Source organism: Aliivibrio fischeri ATCC 7744 = JCM 18803 = DSM 507 (assembly GCF_023983475.1).
In the GTDB taxonomy this organism is placed as follows: Bacteria; Pseudomonadota; Gammaproteobacteria; order Enterobacterales; family Vibrionaceae; genus Aliivibrio; species Aliivibrio fischeri.
The window spans coordinates 1,483,935-1,499,278 of sequence record NZ_CP092713.1; the positions used below are offsets into that span (position 1 = coordinate 1,483,935).

Consider the following 15,344-nt stretch of genomic DNA (forward strand, 5'->3'; position numbering starts at 1 on the left):
AAAAAAAGAGACTAAATTATGGACAAAACTTCTCGATTAGAAACTTCCGTTATCATTATTGGTGGCGGAGCAACAGGCACCGGAATTATGCGTGATTGTGCTTTGCGAGGTATCGATTGTATTTTAATTGAGAAAGACGATTTAGCTTCTGGTACCACAGGTCGAAATCATGGTTTACTTCACTCTGGTGCCCGCTACGCCGTGACAGATAACGAATCAGCGAAAGAATGTATCCATGAAAACAAGATCTTAAAAAACATTGCTAAACATTGTGTTGAAGATACTCAAGGCTTATTTATCTCTCTTCCCGATGATGATTTAGAGTTTCAAAAACAGTTTATTGATTCATGTGAATTGGCGGGTATTGAGGCAAAACAACTCACACCAAAAGAAGCCTTATTACTTGAACCAAATGTAAATCCTAACTTAATTGGAGCCGTTCAAGTCCCAGATGGAACGCTCGATCCTTTTCGTTTATGTGCAGCGAATGTCCTTGATGCGAAAGAACATGGTGCGCGTTTGCTCACACATACCCATGTAACTTCTCTTATCCGACACCAAGATACGGTGCTCGGAGTGAACTGTATTGATATAAAAACCAATCAGAAAATTGAAATCTTTGCGCAACAAGTCATTAATGCCGCAGGTATTTGGGGCCAAAACATTTGTGAATACGCCGATTTAAGCATCAAAATGTTTCCAGCAAAAGGTTCATTACTGATCTTAGATTATCGTATTAATAACTTAGTGATTAACCGTTGTCGTAAACCATCTGATGCCGATATTTTAGTGCCAGGGGATACGATTTCACTTATCGGAACCACATCAGAACACATTGATTATGACAAGATTGATGATTTGCATGTAAGTGCTAAAGAAGTTGATATTCTCATGCGTGAAGGTGCAAAACTCGCACCAATCATGGTAAACACCCGTGTTTTACGCGCCTATGCAGGTGTCCGCCCATTGGTTGCGGTTGACGACGACGGTACAGGCCGAAACATCAGTCGAGGCATAGTGTTACTCGACCACGGTGAAAAAGATGGTTTAGACGGATTTACAACCATTACTGGAGGTAAACTAATGACCTCTCGTTTAATGGCAGAAATGACAACAGATCTGGTGGCTAAAAAGATCGGAAATAACCAAGAATGCACCACTCATATTCGTCCGCTACCGGGCTCAAATGGCGCATCAATTACCGCAAAAAAAACCGCAAGTCTTGCAAAACCCGTTTACCAAAGTGCCATTTATCGACACGGTGAACGTGCTCAACAGTTTTTAACCGATGAAGCTAAAGATCAAGCCGTGATCTGTGAATGCGAAATGGTAACCCAAGGTGAAATTAACTACGCCATTAACCAATTAGATGTTCACAACCTGGTTGATCTTCGTCGCCGCACTCGCTTAGGTATGGGCCCCTGCCAAGGAGAACTATGTACCTATCGTGCCGCTGGACTATTTGAAGAGTGTGGACAAATTAGTGGTAACCAATCAAGCCAACTATTAACTCACTTTTTAGAAGAACGCTGGAAAGGCATCAAACCTGTATTCTGGGGAGATGCACTACGAGAAGCAGAATTTAGCTATTGGATTTATGAAGGTCTGTTCGGAGCAAGTGACATTCCAAAACAACACTCTGAACAAGAATCAAAAGAGGCAATATTATGAATTTCGACACCATTATCATCGGCGGTGGCATGGCTGGTTTAAGCTGTGCTTTACGTTGCTTAGAAGCCGGATTAAAAACCGCGGTTATTGCCTCAGGTCAAAGCGCTCTGCATTTCTCATCAGGTTCGATTGATGTTCTTGCCAAAACACCTTCAGGTGAACCTGTTTCTAACCCAATGACTTGTATTGAAACCTTTGCAAAAGAGTATCCTAGCCATCCTTACGCGACCTTAGGTAAAGAAACAGTTGAACGCGCTATCGATTGGTATAGAAACACATTATCAGCTATTGGTGTCCCATTAACATCACAAACAAATGGACTAAATCATTATCGATTAACACCATTAGGAACAATGAAATCGACCTGGCTATCACAACCTTTTGTACATCAATTCCCTATGGATTTAGATAAAAACAAAACACAAAAAATGGTGTTGGTTACCATTGATGGGTTTCGTGATTTCCAACCTAAATTAGCTCAAGATAATTTAAAGAAACTCACTCAATTATCTGCTCTTGAAATAACAACTGCAAACATATCTCTTTCTGCATTTAACGAGATTAAGCGTAACCATTGTGAATTGCGCTCAATTGACTTATCCAGATTATTATCCAAGCGAGCACACAGACAAGAACTCGCTTACGCTTTACAACAACATGCTCAACCCGGTGATTTAGTAGTAATACCTTCTATTTTTGGTAATGGTACTGGATTAACCTACCTCAGAGAAATTGAGCAGCTAACCAAATTAACTCTATGTGAAGTTCCTACCATGCCGCCATCTTTATTAGGTATACGTTTAGAAGAAAGCATGAAGCATGCATTTATTGAGTTAGGCGGCACTATGCTAAATGGTGATCATGTCGTTCAAGGTGAATTCTCTTATGTTGATAAAAGCGATCCTGAGCACTCTCATTATCGTTTAAACCGCATTTTCACTAAAAACCATGGTGATTTCCCTCTTCAGGCGAAACATTTCGTCTTAGCCACAGGCAGCTTCTTTAGCCAAGGATTAAAAGCCACTGTTGATTCAATGATTGAACCTATTTTTGGTTTAGATATAGCACAAAGTGATAAAAGAACAGATTGGTATAATCACGATTTTTTTAGCGCTCAATCTCACCCTTTTCTAAATATGGGCATAGAAACTACAGCTAAATTTCAAGCGATAAAATCAGGACATGTGATAGATAACTTATACTGCGCTGGCGCAATTCTATCTGGTTATAATCCTATATTAGAAGGCAGCGGCAGCGGTGTTGCAATTAGTTCAGGATTTCATGCTGCAGAGTCCATTATAGATCAATTGAACCCTAGCTATTCTTCTACAAATAATAACATCAAAGCAGAGGTCGCATTATGAGCAGCCCATTATTTAAATCGTCATTTCTGAAAGACAGCGTATTAAAAGACAATCTTATTTTTAGAGCGCCGGCGAATACCAGTTTTGATCAATGTTTAAAATGCACCGTTTGTACCGTTTATTGCCCTGTAGCAAAAGAAAACCCTGATTATCCGGGGCCAAAACAATGCGGTCCAGATGGCGAACGCCTACGCTTTAAAAGTCCTGAATATTATGATGAAACCCTTAAACTCTGCACAAACTGCAAACGTTGTGAAACCGCTTGCCCATCTGGAGTAAAAATTGGTGACATGATTGCCGTTGCTCGTGGAAAATACGGCAAGCCAGCATACAACATGAAAGGTCTTCGTGATTTTGTATTAAGTCATACCGATCTATTTGGTTCAATTGCCACTCCTGTAGCACCCGTTGTAAACGCAGTAACCAGCGTTCCCTTAGTAAAAAAAGTAATGCATAAAACCATTGGTGTACATGACCATAAATCGCTTCCTAAATACTCTCATGGGACATTTAGAAAGTGGTATAAAAAAGAAGTGAATGATCAGAGTGTATTTGAGCGACAAGTGCATTATTTTCATGGCTGTTTTGTCAACTACAACCACCCACAACTAGGTAAAGACTTCATTAAAGTAATGAACAATATGAACATCGGGGTTCAATTGTTAGATAAAGAAAAATGTTGTGGTGTCCCTCTTATTGCTAATGGTTTTCATAAAAAAGCACAGAAGAATGCAGAATTTAATGTGGCTAACTTAGAAGCTGCGATTGAACGTCAAGATGTTCCGATTCTATCCACCTCTTCAACATGTTCATTTACTTTGCAACAAGAGTATCCTCATGTTTTAGATGTAGATAACACCAAAGTAGCCAAAAAGATTGAATACGTTACTCGTTTCTTATTAAAAGAAATCATGAATGGTCGAGGACCTAAAATGAAGCCTCTAAATAAGAAAATTGTTTATCACACTCCTTGTCATTTAGAACGCAGTGGCGGCAATATTTATACTATTGAGTTACTCCGATCTATTCCTGGCTTAGAGGTGCAGGTATTAGATAGTGAATGCTGTGGTTTAGCGGGCACTTATGGATTTAAAACTGAAAACTACGAAACATCAGTTGCTATAGGTAAGAATATATTCGACAAAATTAAAGCTGCCAAACCTGATTACGCAATTACTGATTGTGAAACTTGTAAATGGCAAATCGAAGAAAACACTAACACTACAACCATCCATCCGATTTCACTGCTTTGTGAAGCTCTAATCTAACCTTTGTATATTTGTGGGTATAACGCCCACAAGTATCACTTCAAGCAATCACACCCAAGATATAAATTCACCAGAAAAATACCAAAACATTACCAAAGCCCATAATAGCAAGAAAAAATATTTACCCTTAAAATACAAAGAGTAACAATAAGTGATCAAAATCAAATACTTAGAAATATAGTGTTCGTTTTTGATACAAACTTGACATCTGTATTGACAATCTTATATATAATAACAATTAATACATCGAATATATAAAATACAGTCTATTCACTCTATGCTTAAACGAATCAAAATTGAGCACCGCGATTTCATATTGAACATCGCGGATAACTCGATTTCCAAAAAAAATAAAATAATTAAATTAACCGAAACAGAATGTAAAATTCTCACGTTACTTCTCTTAGCGCCAAAACAAGTATTCAGTAAAGAAGAAATTTTACGCTACGCTTGGGATCAAGAATTAAATAACTATATTAGTGTTGTTCCACAAGCTATCTCTGTGTTACGAAAAAAATTATACCGTTATGGTATTGATGCTATAGAAACAGTGAAAGGAAAAGGATATAAAGCAACACCAAGCAGAAAACGTTGCTTATCTAAACGAAAGAAAAAATGTTGTATTACAATCGCAATACTTACGTGTAGCATAACCACATATGGTTTTTATATTCAAAAGCCAGATGAACAACCAAAGATTGCTCAATCACTGCTTAAAGTCGATGATAATATTTATCAAACTGCAAACTCAGCCCCTATCATAGTAAACCCTGAAATACTTAATGAAAATATTAAGTACTTTATACATGTACAAAGAAAAGCGATAAGTTTATCTGCTTGTAAAATAACCAATCAAAAATGCACAAGTATATATAACAAAATACTCTTCATTGATGATGAAAATAGCAAAATCGATATGAATAAACTGATCAGTGACGTGTCTTTTAAATTCGATAAACCAAAGGGAGAACCTGTTTTTTATCATTCAAATAAACACAGTAACTACAAAGTTTCAAGTAGCATAAACTTAAGAGCTTTAAATAATGAATCTTATATAGGACATGTATTTGTTAATTATGATGTAAGTCAAATAGATAAAACTCATTACAAAGCAGAATTATCTGCCTATGTAAAAGAATCTGGTTATATTGGTAGCTTTGGATACTCTGTTAACCTTAATGCAGAAACAAAAGAAATCACAAATCAATCAAATAAACATTATATTTCTAAAATAAGTAGAGATATGAAATACAGTGGCATTAAGTCAGGTCGACAACAATTTGGAACCATAAAAGATCAAAGTCAACTGTATGCTTTTCCTCTTATGAAAAATGGAACTCATTCCACTTACTTTAATCATATTTACCCAATGGGGAATGGAGTGAAGTATATTTATATGGAAAGTGCAAACATCGGCTACTTAACCTTTTTCTATAAATAACAATAGGCTGTATCAAATTGATACAGCCTATTGAGTTTATTCATTACACATTAAAAAAAGCTAACTTGGATTTTTGACCTTCAGACAGCTCTGATAAATGATTGCTGGCCTGAGAGCTTTCTTTTATTCCTTCCACATTTTGATTTATGCTCTCACTAATCACATTTACATTTTCGCTTATCGAAGAAATAGCTCTGTTCTGCTCATTCGCAGCTGCAGCCATTTCCGAATTCGTTAATGTTATTTCTTCTATTGCATCAGAGATATCACCTAGCTTCTGATTAGTCTCTTCACTCATTCGTGTTGTTTCATGAATGATCTGAATTGACTCATCAACAGACTGGACTACATCAACAGATTTTTGCTGTAAATTATCAATAATTTCTTGAATATTTTGTGTTGATTGTTGAGTTTTTGCTGCTAAGACTCGAACTTCGTCTGCAACTACAGCAAACCCTCGACCACTTTCCCCTGCTCTAGCAGCTTCAATTGCTGCATTTAGCGCTAATAAATTCGTTTGCTCCGAAATAGATTCAATAACAGTAATCACTTCACTGATTTTATCGGTTTGAACTTTTAAATTAGTCACTTCTTCTGAGGTCAGATCCATTTGCTGCACAAGAGAACTACTCAAGTTAGCACTTTCATTCGCACTTTTGGACCCTTCTACCGTCAACGATAAAACATGTCGTGCTCGTTCATCTGCTTGCGAAGCCGAAGCATCAACTTGCGCAGAAGACGCGGATAATTCAGTTACTGCTGCCGCAATGAGCTCTACCTGTGATTTTTGATCACTTGCATTAGCTTCACTCTGCACCATTACTGCCGCTAATTCTGTTGAAGCGGATGACACCTCATCTCCAACGTTCCTTAAATCATTAATCAAACTTTTTAAGTGAGTAACCGTATCGTCTGTATTGATACACAATTGACCTATTTCGTTAGCTCCTTCTAATTTAGTTAAATAAGTCAAATCCCCTGATGCTACAAGCTTCATTTGCCCTTGTATTTCAAGAATAGGTGACGCAATTACTTGAGCAGTAACCCATCCAATAATCATAGATAAAAGTAATCCTCCGATTAAAGATCCAATGATGACACTTTCGCTGTCTTCAATTAACACGGTACTATCCAAGCTTAACTCATGAGTTCGAGCTATTATTATTTCTAATAACTCACTAATTATGCTATCAGTCTTAGAACCATACAAAACGATATTATTATTATTTTCATTTATTATTCTAGCCTTTGACCATAAAAGTTCATTGACTTCTTTATAATCAGAAAAACCAGCAAGGAGAATTTCTTTCGCTTTCTTATTCTCAATTTTATTTACTTCTGCAAATATAAATTTAAATTGTTTAACTAAATCACTTTGTATCTTATCTGATAAATCTAGTGAGTATACAGATGACATTCTAACCACAATAATACTAGCCGAAGAATATAAATTTTTCCTAATCTGTCTCCATTCTTGATTATTTTCCGGACTTAAATTCGACTCAAGAATAATATCATTCGCATTATTAATATAATCAGATATCCATGGAAGAGAAGACCAAGATTTACTCATGAATTCATAAGACTCAGAATTATTATTTAAAAAAATTCCATATTCTGCCAATAATTTAGTAACTTCATCCAAACTTTTTTGAAACTCTTGTGAAGATGTGATTTGACTATTTGACTGTTTTATCTCATTAAAGAGCTTAATAACATCTGAATTTGTCGATTGAAAATTTTTTACAGCTAAATTTAATTCACTTGGAATCCCAATAGATCGGCTAGTTGCGATTCTTAAATGAAGAAATTCTTCTTGAGCTTTTGATAAATTAGAACTATCTAATGAGTTATAATCCATCGCCAATGAATTCTCAGATAAATCTTTGTAACTATTTAAAACAATAGCTGACGATATCAACATGATAGTGATTGTTATTGTTACAGGTAACAGTACTTGGTACCTAACTTTAAGATTCATAAAAATGCGTTGAAAATATTCCACGGTTTATCCTTTGTTAACGACGATTGTCCATTTGACTTGGAAATGAGTGAACAAAAATAATTTTTACGTCCAGCAAAGTTTCAATAAAAAAAATCTCTTCAGAGCTCAAAACAGAACGCATTGATACATCACATTCAACTTGTTCTTTGCCTTTTAAAGTTTGTTTTTTGACTATGACGTTTTGTTCATACATATTTTTGTTAACTACCATTTCCATTTATATTTTTAAAAGTTAAGTCTACATGACTAAATTGTTAGTAAGGAGTAGGCCGCAACATAAAAAAAGAGGTAAATAGCTACATATCAATTACTTAATGCTCTTTAATTTAAAATATTTTAGATTAATTTACTCATAACGTTATATTCATAACCACCATCTTAGATGGGTAATTAAAATATGGATTCTCAAATACATAAATAATCAATTTGTAAATGTGATCAAGATCTTGATTTATACTATAAATACTCAAAGTCAATATAAATAAAGCGTGATACATTAGCGACAATCTTTCTAGTAAAATAATAACGATGATTAAGAATAAATACTTCATTTATCAGCCTAACTTTTTTGAAGGTTCTGTTGTTTCTTACGAAGCATTAATTAGATTTAAAGGCTATACCGTACTTCCACACGAGTTCATTGAATCACTTAAAGATAAAATGTCTTTTGATAAAGAAGTTATTTCACATGTTGTTGCAGACAAATTAACTTTAAAAAACAACGAAAGCATTCACATGTCAATAAACGTATTCGCGAAAAGTCTAGAATCAAATGAATTTATTGAGCACTGCGAAAAAACATTTGCTCAACACCAAGGATTTACTCTAGAACTTAACTTCAAAAATCAAAATTATGATTTAGATAAAATAAATCATAATATGAAACGATTAAGGGCATTAGGTATACTTTTTACTCTTGATGATTATGGAACTGAGTGTAAGCACTCTGATCCATTACTAGAACTCAATTTTGATTATATAAAAATTGACCGTTCTCTTATTAGTACGATTAGTGATGACTATTTATCATTTTGCTTTTTACGCTCTTTATATCATAAATTGCATAAATTCCTCGGTTATAAAGTCGCGATAAAAGGAATTGAAAATATAAATCAGTTAAACTTAATTAATTCCTTTGGCTCTGTCATATCACAAGGTTATCATTTATCGTATCCGTTAGAACTAAATGAATTAAATTCACGACATAAAGAAAAAAGTAATCCTTCATTAGACAATGATAATAAATACAATGAACCCATTGATCGTTTTATTTATAATGTAAACTGAACTCACTGTCGCCCTTAGCAACCTAAAACGTCAAGATCCATTTAATTTACTTGGTATTGATTATAATAATTTTAATTTAAGTGCATTAAATTTAAAGTATCAAGAACTACTTGATGGTATTAAAAGCCCATCAATTCTTTTTACTACAAATTTAATGAAGCACTGTAATTGCCTTTTCATTTTGCGGGATGAACACGGCGTTGTAATCTATAATAATCAAAAACATATCGACTATCTGGGATGTAGTTTGGTTGGGATGCCAGTTGACGAAGTGTTGGCCAGATATCCTGACTATCAGACCTGCTTGCAACTTGATCAACAATTATTAAACAAAAGCTCAGATATTCTGATTTCCAATGAGACGGTAGAAGTCGGAAGTTGTACGCAATACTTTCATACTTATAGACAGAAAATTAAATACTTTGATAAAACTTTCATTATGACCTTCGTCTACGAAGATGTTCAAGAAGGAAATGCTACGATAGACCCATTAACAGGCTGTTTTACAAAGATAAAGTTAAATCACATAGATACAAATTTGTATAACACCATGGCGTTTATTGATTTGGACGGTTTTAAAAGTATTAATGACGAGCTCGGACATCAATGTGGTGATCTACAACTCAAAGAAGGTGCGCGCTTAATTAATAAATACTTAAGAAAAGAAGATTTATTAATTCGTTTTGGTGGAGATGAGTTTATTTTATGCTTTGATTCAACCTCCACAACAAACATAAGTAAAAAATTAGCCGCTATACGAACGAGTTTTGAAGAACATTTTCAACAAAAAGGTTTAGATTTATCCTTCTCTTTTGGTGTCTCTTCAATAGAACACGACGTAAAAAGTGCGTTAGAGCAAGCTGATAAAGCGATGTACATTAACAAGCGGAAACGCAAGAAGTCGAAGAAAAATAAGCTTCACCCAGCATGAAGCTTATTTTTATTTAATAAATTACAATCCACCAGTCACATCAATCACATGAAAACGCCCTGAATCGAGTGGGCGTTTCACCTCTTCTTTTTGATTAAAGTCTATTTTAGTTAAATCTACTTTCTTAATCGTACTATCTCGCATTGTTTTATAAAAAAATGCGCCATTAGTTTGATCAATTACCGAGGTCCACTGAGTTGCGCTAGGTAAATCAGGAATATGTTCTTTAGCACTAAACTCACTACCAATTGGAATATCAAAGTTATTCAAAATATGGAATGCTTGTGATACCGCTTGCCCTTCTGTTTTCATAACAGGTGCTGAATTCACATAAAATGCAGCTCGCACAAATCGAGATGGAGGCGTAATATCCCCAGGAAGACCTAAGAAACTTGAACCGACACCAAATGAAAAGGCATTTACCTCATTGATTTTCTGCCCTTGGCTTGAGCCTGGAGATAAATGAATATAATTATTAAGATTAGTCACTTGCCATTGGTAGTCAGGTGCATTAGTTAATACCTTCGCCGTATTCTTATGAACATTCACTTCACCATTGTTCATTATTTCAATAACGATATTATTCCCTTGTTTATCAGCAACTCGCCAGTGTGCCGTCGGTGATGGAATACCTTTCGCGTCAATATACACTGGAACAATTTTAATTTTATTAATCGCTTGCTCTACTTCAACTACCGTTTTAAATTGCGATAACATCCAACGGTTAAAATCCATATCTGTAATGGTTCTTGTCGTATCACTTGGGTCATACTTCTCTAGCGAACCATAATTCTTAAAATAAAACAGTCCAGCTGTTAACCCTTCTTCGTTAACACCATCTGCAATAAATCGGTCATCACTTACTGAAATACCGACAAATCCATATTTAGAATTCCAGTTTAATCCTTTTTTTTGATCTGGCATCGTTGAGACGTAAGCATGGTTACGCGGAGAGATAATAAGCTTACTATTAAGATCATTTTGTCCCCACTCAATCGTCCTCGCTTGAATATAATCATGCTCAGTTGTTGAAAGAGAGATACCAGTACAAGCACTGGCTGAATAGGCAACACAAGAAGCAACAAGCATAGAGAGAATTTTTATTTTCATTTTGAGATCTCACTGTTAATGGTTGCTTGATATTACTCCTATCAAATCAGTTTCCAAGTATTTATTAGTTAGTGTGTAAATTTATCTTAGAAGTAACCATCTTTGACTAATTTGGTCACGGACAAACCATTACCACTTTTATCTTTTAACCGTTTTTCCATCCATTTAAAATCACTTAACTCGACGATAAAGGTACAGTGAACAAAACATGAGGTAACTAAATTATTTTCACAAAGATCCATAAATGATTGCATTGAGTTACATATAAGAGTGATTCTTTCCATATAAATATCCTTATAATATATATCGATTAAATAAGAAATAGAATTCAATCCTCTCATAACTGCGACATCGTTAGAAATAAAAAAAGCAAAAAAAATAAAAACAAATAAATTACTTAAATAGAATCCTATATAATCAAATTAATCTAAAAATAATCACCAATAATCATAGACATTTTAAATATCATATTTGAGAATCATAGGTCATTTAGAATATAGGGATTACAATGTCTAATAAAATTAAATTTCATAATTTCACATTACTGATAAATGAAAAAAAGATCATCACAAAAAATAATAAGGAAATAAAATTAAACTCAGTAGAACGAAATATTCTATCTTTACTGATACAAAATCCTACCGTTATCTTTACTAAAGAGGAGATTCATAACCACTCATGGTGTAAAGAAATTAAATGTCATTCATCAGTCGTTCCGCAAGCTATCTCCTTACTACGCAAGAAGTTAAGTATGCATGACTTAGAACCAATTGAAACCGTAAAAGGTAAAGGGTACAAAGCGGCGCATCTTGTTCAAGATCAAAGTATGGGAATGTATTCTGCTTTGGTTTTATTTTTAAGCATAATATCTATATTAATATTAGAATACCCAGTTTCTAACTTAGGAAATGAGAAACTGACATCATTTAAATTCAAAAAAATAAACAATAATATAGTAACTACATCTGCATCAAATAAATTCGATACTAGCAAGTTGAAATTAGAAGATAATGTTAAATATTTTATAAATAATCAAAATAATTTCATCTCAATTTCAGCATGTAAGATTAAAAAAAATATATGTACTAACGTTTATAATGCCATTTATTTTAAAAAAGAATCAACACCAATTAAGATGGCAGATTTAATATCTAATGTTAAATTTGATGATGATATGGATTTATTATTAATGAGAAAAGATAAATTAACTTCGTTATCAGCAGAAATACAATTAAGATCGTTAAATAACAAAAAATATAATGGAGAGTTATTTATAAACTTTGACTTAGAAAAAACAAACAACAATGATTATTTTTCAAAAAAGACAACTTATATCAAAGAGTCTGGCTATTCTGGAGGGTTTGGCTATGCCTCAGTCAATAAAATAACCCCAATAAAGAATAAAAATCATCATAAATATTTAATAAAAAAAATTGATGACGATAATCTGCTTTCACTACGATTTCAATTTGGTATGGTAAAGAATAGCAAAATGACTTATGCATACAATCTGCTATCAGGCCCTAGAGAAAAACAATCTTATAGTTATTCATACCCTATATCTAAAAACATAAATTATTATTTTAATGATGAGATGAACATTTCATACATTGCTTATACGCATACATAAAAAAAGCAGCCAATCATGGCTGCTTTCGTTTATATCACATTCTGAAGTTTTACTTTATGTCTATGGCTTAAATAACTTTCGATATATAACGCTATTTGTTTCTCTTCTTCTTCTGTCAAATATAGGCCAAGTTTAGTTCTTCTCCATAGAACATCTTCTGCGTTCTTAGCAAATTCATGTTTAATTAAATAGTCAATTTCAGCTTGATAAACACCTTGAGCAAACAACTCTCCCATATCAGATTGACACTCAATGCCCTCTAATAAAGTCCAGGTTAATGTTCCAAATTGATTAACATAACGTGTCACTGTTTCTTTAGCTAACCATTGGTGTTTACTACAGATATTATCGAGCAGTTGATGTCGAGGATAATCAAAATCACCACCAGGTAATGCAACATTTCTGGTCCATGGCGTCCCCATTTTAGTAAAATATGGGTTCAACATTTTCATCGCCGTTTCACCTAACTTACGATAGGTCGTTAATTTTCCACCAAAAATGGAGAGTAATGGAGCTTGATCTAACTCTTGCTCTAATTCTAACGTATAATCTCGGGTAATCGCTTGAGGTGAATCGGATTCATCATCACACAGTGGTCGTACACCACTATAAGTCCAAACAACATCATCACGTTTTATTTGATCAACAAAGTGCTGGTTAACAACATCAATAAGATAATTAACTTCTTCTTCAGAAATTTCTACTTTTCTTGGGTCACCTTTATATTCAACATCGGTAGTACCAATAATTGAAAAATCTTCCATATAAGGAATAACAAACACAATGCGATTATCTTTATTTTGTAAAATATACGCTTGTTCTTCATTGTGAATTTTAGGTACCACAATATGCGAGCCTTTTACTAAGCGAATATTGCGAGGAGACTCGTCTTCTAAACTGTCATCAAAGAACTGTTTTACCCATGGTCCAGCAGCATTAACCAATGCCTTAGCTTTACGTTCAAAACGAACATTCGCTTGCACATCAAAAACCGTTACATGCCAAATATTATCAACACGAATCGCCTTTTCTACTCGGCAATAGTTTTTAACTTCAGCTCCATTTTTTTCTGCAGCCATCGCATTTAAAATAACTAAACGAGCATCATCTACCCAACAATCCGAATATTCAAAACCTTTTGTTATTTCACTTTTAAGTAAACTGGATGCAGCAAGATCAACTGAATGGCTAGCAGGAAGTGTTGTTCGTTTACCCAAATTATCGTAAAGGAAAAGACCAGCACGGATCATCCATGCAGGGCGTAAAAATGGACGATGGGGTAAACGAAAACGCATTGGTTTTGCAATGTGTGGTGCTTTAGCCAATAACACTTCACGTTCGGCTAATGCTTCAGAAACTAAGCGAAACTCATAATGTTCTAAATATCGTAAGCCTCCATGAATGAGCTTTGAGCTAGCCGATGAAGTTGCAGAAGCAAAATCAGATGCTTCATATAAACCTACGGTTAGCCCTCGGCCAGCAGCATCTGCAGCAATACCTGCGCCATTAATACCGCCACCAACAACAATGACGTCTAAAACTGAATCGGCTATATGAGTTTGATTTTCATTATTCATAGTCTGACCTTTACACAAAATGAGCGAACGAGCATGATTTACGATAAAAATACGATAACTTAACTTTCGTTTGGAGTCACTTTATATTTTCGAATTCGAACATTTACTGTGATACAGATATAAAAAATCCCTGATCTCAATCAAGAACAGGGATCGTTTATCGGTCAAAAATGAGAGCTACTTTGAAATTACTTCATAAGGGATCTCATTATCTTTTAGGATAGTTACAATTTCTTCTGGTGGCTCTTGATCGGTGATAATCATATGCAATTCAGTAATGCTACCTAAATTAACCATAGCATTACGACCAAATTTCGTATGATCCACAGCAAGATAAACACTACGACTGTTTTCAATAATTGCTTTCTTTACTCGCACTTCATGATAATCAAAATCCAGTAGTGAACCATCATAATCAATACCACTGATCCCCAAAATACCAAAATCTAAACGGAATTGTTTAATAAAATCTAATGTTGCTTCACCAACAATTCCACCATCACGATTACGAACTTCTCCACCAGCTAAAATCACTTTAAAGTCTGGATTTGCCATCAAAATCATAGCAACATTGATATTGTTAGTAACAACACGTAGGTCTTTGTGATTCTTTACTAAGGCTTTAGCGACGGATTCAGGCGTGGTTCCGATATCAATAAACAGTGTTGCGCCATCAGGGATATGCTTTGCTAATGCCTCTGCAATGGTGTCTTTTTCATTTAATTGCATTACCTTACGTGTTGTATAGGCTGTATTAACTGAACTAAGAGGAATGGTTGCCCCACCATGGTGACGACGAATTTTATTTTCATCGGCTAATTCATTCAAATCACGACGGATGGTTTGTGGGCTAACTTTAAATTGCTCAACTAAATCTTCAGTACTGACGTATCCGTGTTGCTGTACTAAGTTTACGATTTCTTGATGTCTTGATAATTGCTTCACGAATTACTCCCCTAATTACGAACAATCAACAACTTAATATTTTACTCAATAAAGTGTACAAAGAAGCGAATAAAATTGGAAATAATTGCGATGAATATGCGTGATATATATCAAT

At 34.4% G+C, this 15,344-nt stretch carries 13 protein-coding genes; 7 read left to right on the forward strand and 6 right to left on the reverse strand.

The features are described from left to right. Window positions 1-18 precede the first annotated feature (18 nt). The 4 genes from glpA to AVFI_RS20205 all read left to right on the forward strand — a co-directional run bounded on the left by glpA (window position 19) and on the right by AVFI_RS20205 (window position 5,744). Complete coding sequence (gene glpA, locus AVFI_RS20190; RefSeq protein ID WP_188863508.1) at window positions 19-1,671, forward strand: anaerobic glycerol-3-phosphate dehydrogenase subunit A; 1,653 nt, start codon at window positions 19-21, stop codon at window positions 1,669-1,671. Next, window positions 1,668-3,035: a glycerol-3-phosphate dehydrogenase subunit GlpB gene (glpB, locus tag AVFI_RS20195; protein ID WP_054775490.1), complete on the forward strand. Its 1,368-nt coding sequence runs from the start codon at window positions 1,668-1,670 to the stop codon at window positions 3,033-3,035. The genes glpA and glpB overlap by 4 nt, the downstream gene beginning before the upstream one ends. Then, on the forward strand, window positions 3,032-4,303 hold the full coding sequence (gene glpC, locus AVFI_RS20200) for an anaerobic glycerol-3-phosphate dehydrogenase subunit GlpC (protein WP_236782073.1): 1,272 nt from the start codon (window positions 3,032-3,034) through the stop codon (window positions 4,301-4,303). The genes glpB and glpC overlap by 4 nt, the downstream gene beginning before the upstream one ends. 316 nt (window positions 4,304-4,619) lie before the next feature. Continuing rightward, window positions 4,620-5,744, forward strand: a complete 1,125-nt coding sequence (locus tag AVFI_RS20205) for a winged helix-turn-helix domain-containing protein (RefSeq protein WP_235630812.1) — start codon at window positions 4,620-4,622, stop codon at window positions 5,742-5,744. Window positions 5,745-5,787: 43 nt separating this feature from the next. On the opposite strand, the gene AVFI_RS20210 is transcribed toward AVFI_RS20205, so the two are convergent. After that, a complete protein-coding gene (locus AVFI_RS20210) occupies window positions 5,788-7,605 on the reverse strand; it encodes a methyl-accepting chemotaxis protein (RefSeq protein ID WP_188863529.1) in 1,818 nt (605 codons plus the stop codon). A 157-nt stretch (window positions 7,606-7,762) separates the two neighbouring features. Further along, on the reverse strand, window positions 7,763-7,966 hold the full coding sequence (locus tag AVFI_RS20215) for a hypothetical protein (RefSeq protein WP_041941178.1): 204 nt from the start codon (window positions 7,964-7,966) through the stop codon (window positions 7,763-7,765). A 311-nt stretch (window positions 7,967-8,277) separates the two neighbouring features. Between AVFI_RS20215 and AVFI_RS20220 the strand changes: the two genes are divergently transcribed. Then, window positions 8,278-9,036 carry an EAL domain-containing protein gene (locus AVFI_RS20220; RefSeq protein WP_236782072.1) on the forward strand — a complete coding sequence of 253 codons (759 nt, stop codon included), beginning with the start codon at window positions 8,278-8,280 and terminating at the stop codon, window positions 9,034-9,036. 256 nt (window positions 9,037-9,292) lie between these two features. Then, window positions 9,293-9,967, forward strand: a complete 675-nt coding sequence (locus tag AVFI_RS20225) for a GGDEF domain-containing protein (RefSeq protein WP_236782075.1) — start codon at window positions 9,293-9,295, stop codon at window positions 9,965-9,967. A gap of 21 nt (window positions 9,968-9,988) precedes the next feature. On the opposite strand, the gene AVFI_RS20230 is transcribed toward AVFI_RS20225, so the two are convergent. Then, on the reverse strand, window positions 9,989-11,077 hold the full coding sequence (locus AVFI_RS20230) for a linear amide C-N hydrolase (RefSeq protein ID WP_188863509.1): 1,089 nt from the start codon (window positions 11,075-11,077) through the stop codon (window positions 9,989-9,991). Between the two features lie 86 nt (window positions 11,078-11,163). Further along, complete coding sequence (locus AVFI_RS20235; protein WP_005422129.1) at window positions 11,164-11,361, reverse strand: hypothetical protein; 198 nt, start codon at window positions 11,359-11,361, stop codon at window positions 11,164-11,166. Window positions 11,362-11,585: 224 nt separating this feature from the next. Here AVFI_RS20235 and AVFI_RS20240 point away from each other — a divergent pair, with 224 nt between their 5' ends. Beyond that, window positions 11,586-12,707 carry a winged helix-turn-helix domain-containing protein gene (locus AVFI_RS20240; protein WP_188863510.1) on the forward strand — a complete coding sequence of 374 codons (1,122 nt, stop codon included), beginning with the start codon at window positions 11,586-11,588 and terminating at the stop codon, window positions 12,705-12,707. Between the two features lie 29 nt (window positions 12,708-12,736). On the opposite strand, the gene glpD is transcribed toward AVFI_RS20240, so the two are convergent. Continuing rightward, window positions 12,737-14,284: a glycerol-3-phosphate dehydrogenase gene (gene glpD, locus AVFI_RS20245; protein WP_054775489.1), complete on the reverse strand. Its 1,548-nt coding sequence runs from the start codon at window positions 14,282-14,284 to the stop codon at window positions 12,737-12,739. Window positions 14,285-14,461: 177 nt separating this feature from the next. Next, window positions 14,462-15,229 carry a DeoR/GlpR family transcriptional regulator gene (locus AVFI_RS20250; RefSeq protein WP_005422126.1) on the reverse strand — a complete coding sequence of 256 codons (768 nt, stop codon included), beginning with the start codon at window positions 15,227-15,229 and terminating at the stop codon, window positions 14,462-14,464. Between the last annotated feature and the right edge of the window lie 115 nt (window positions 15,230-15,344).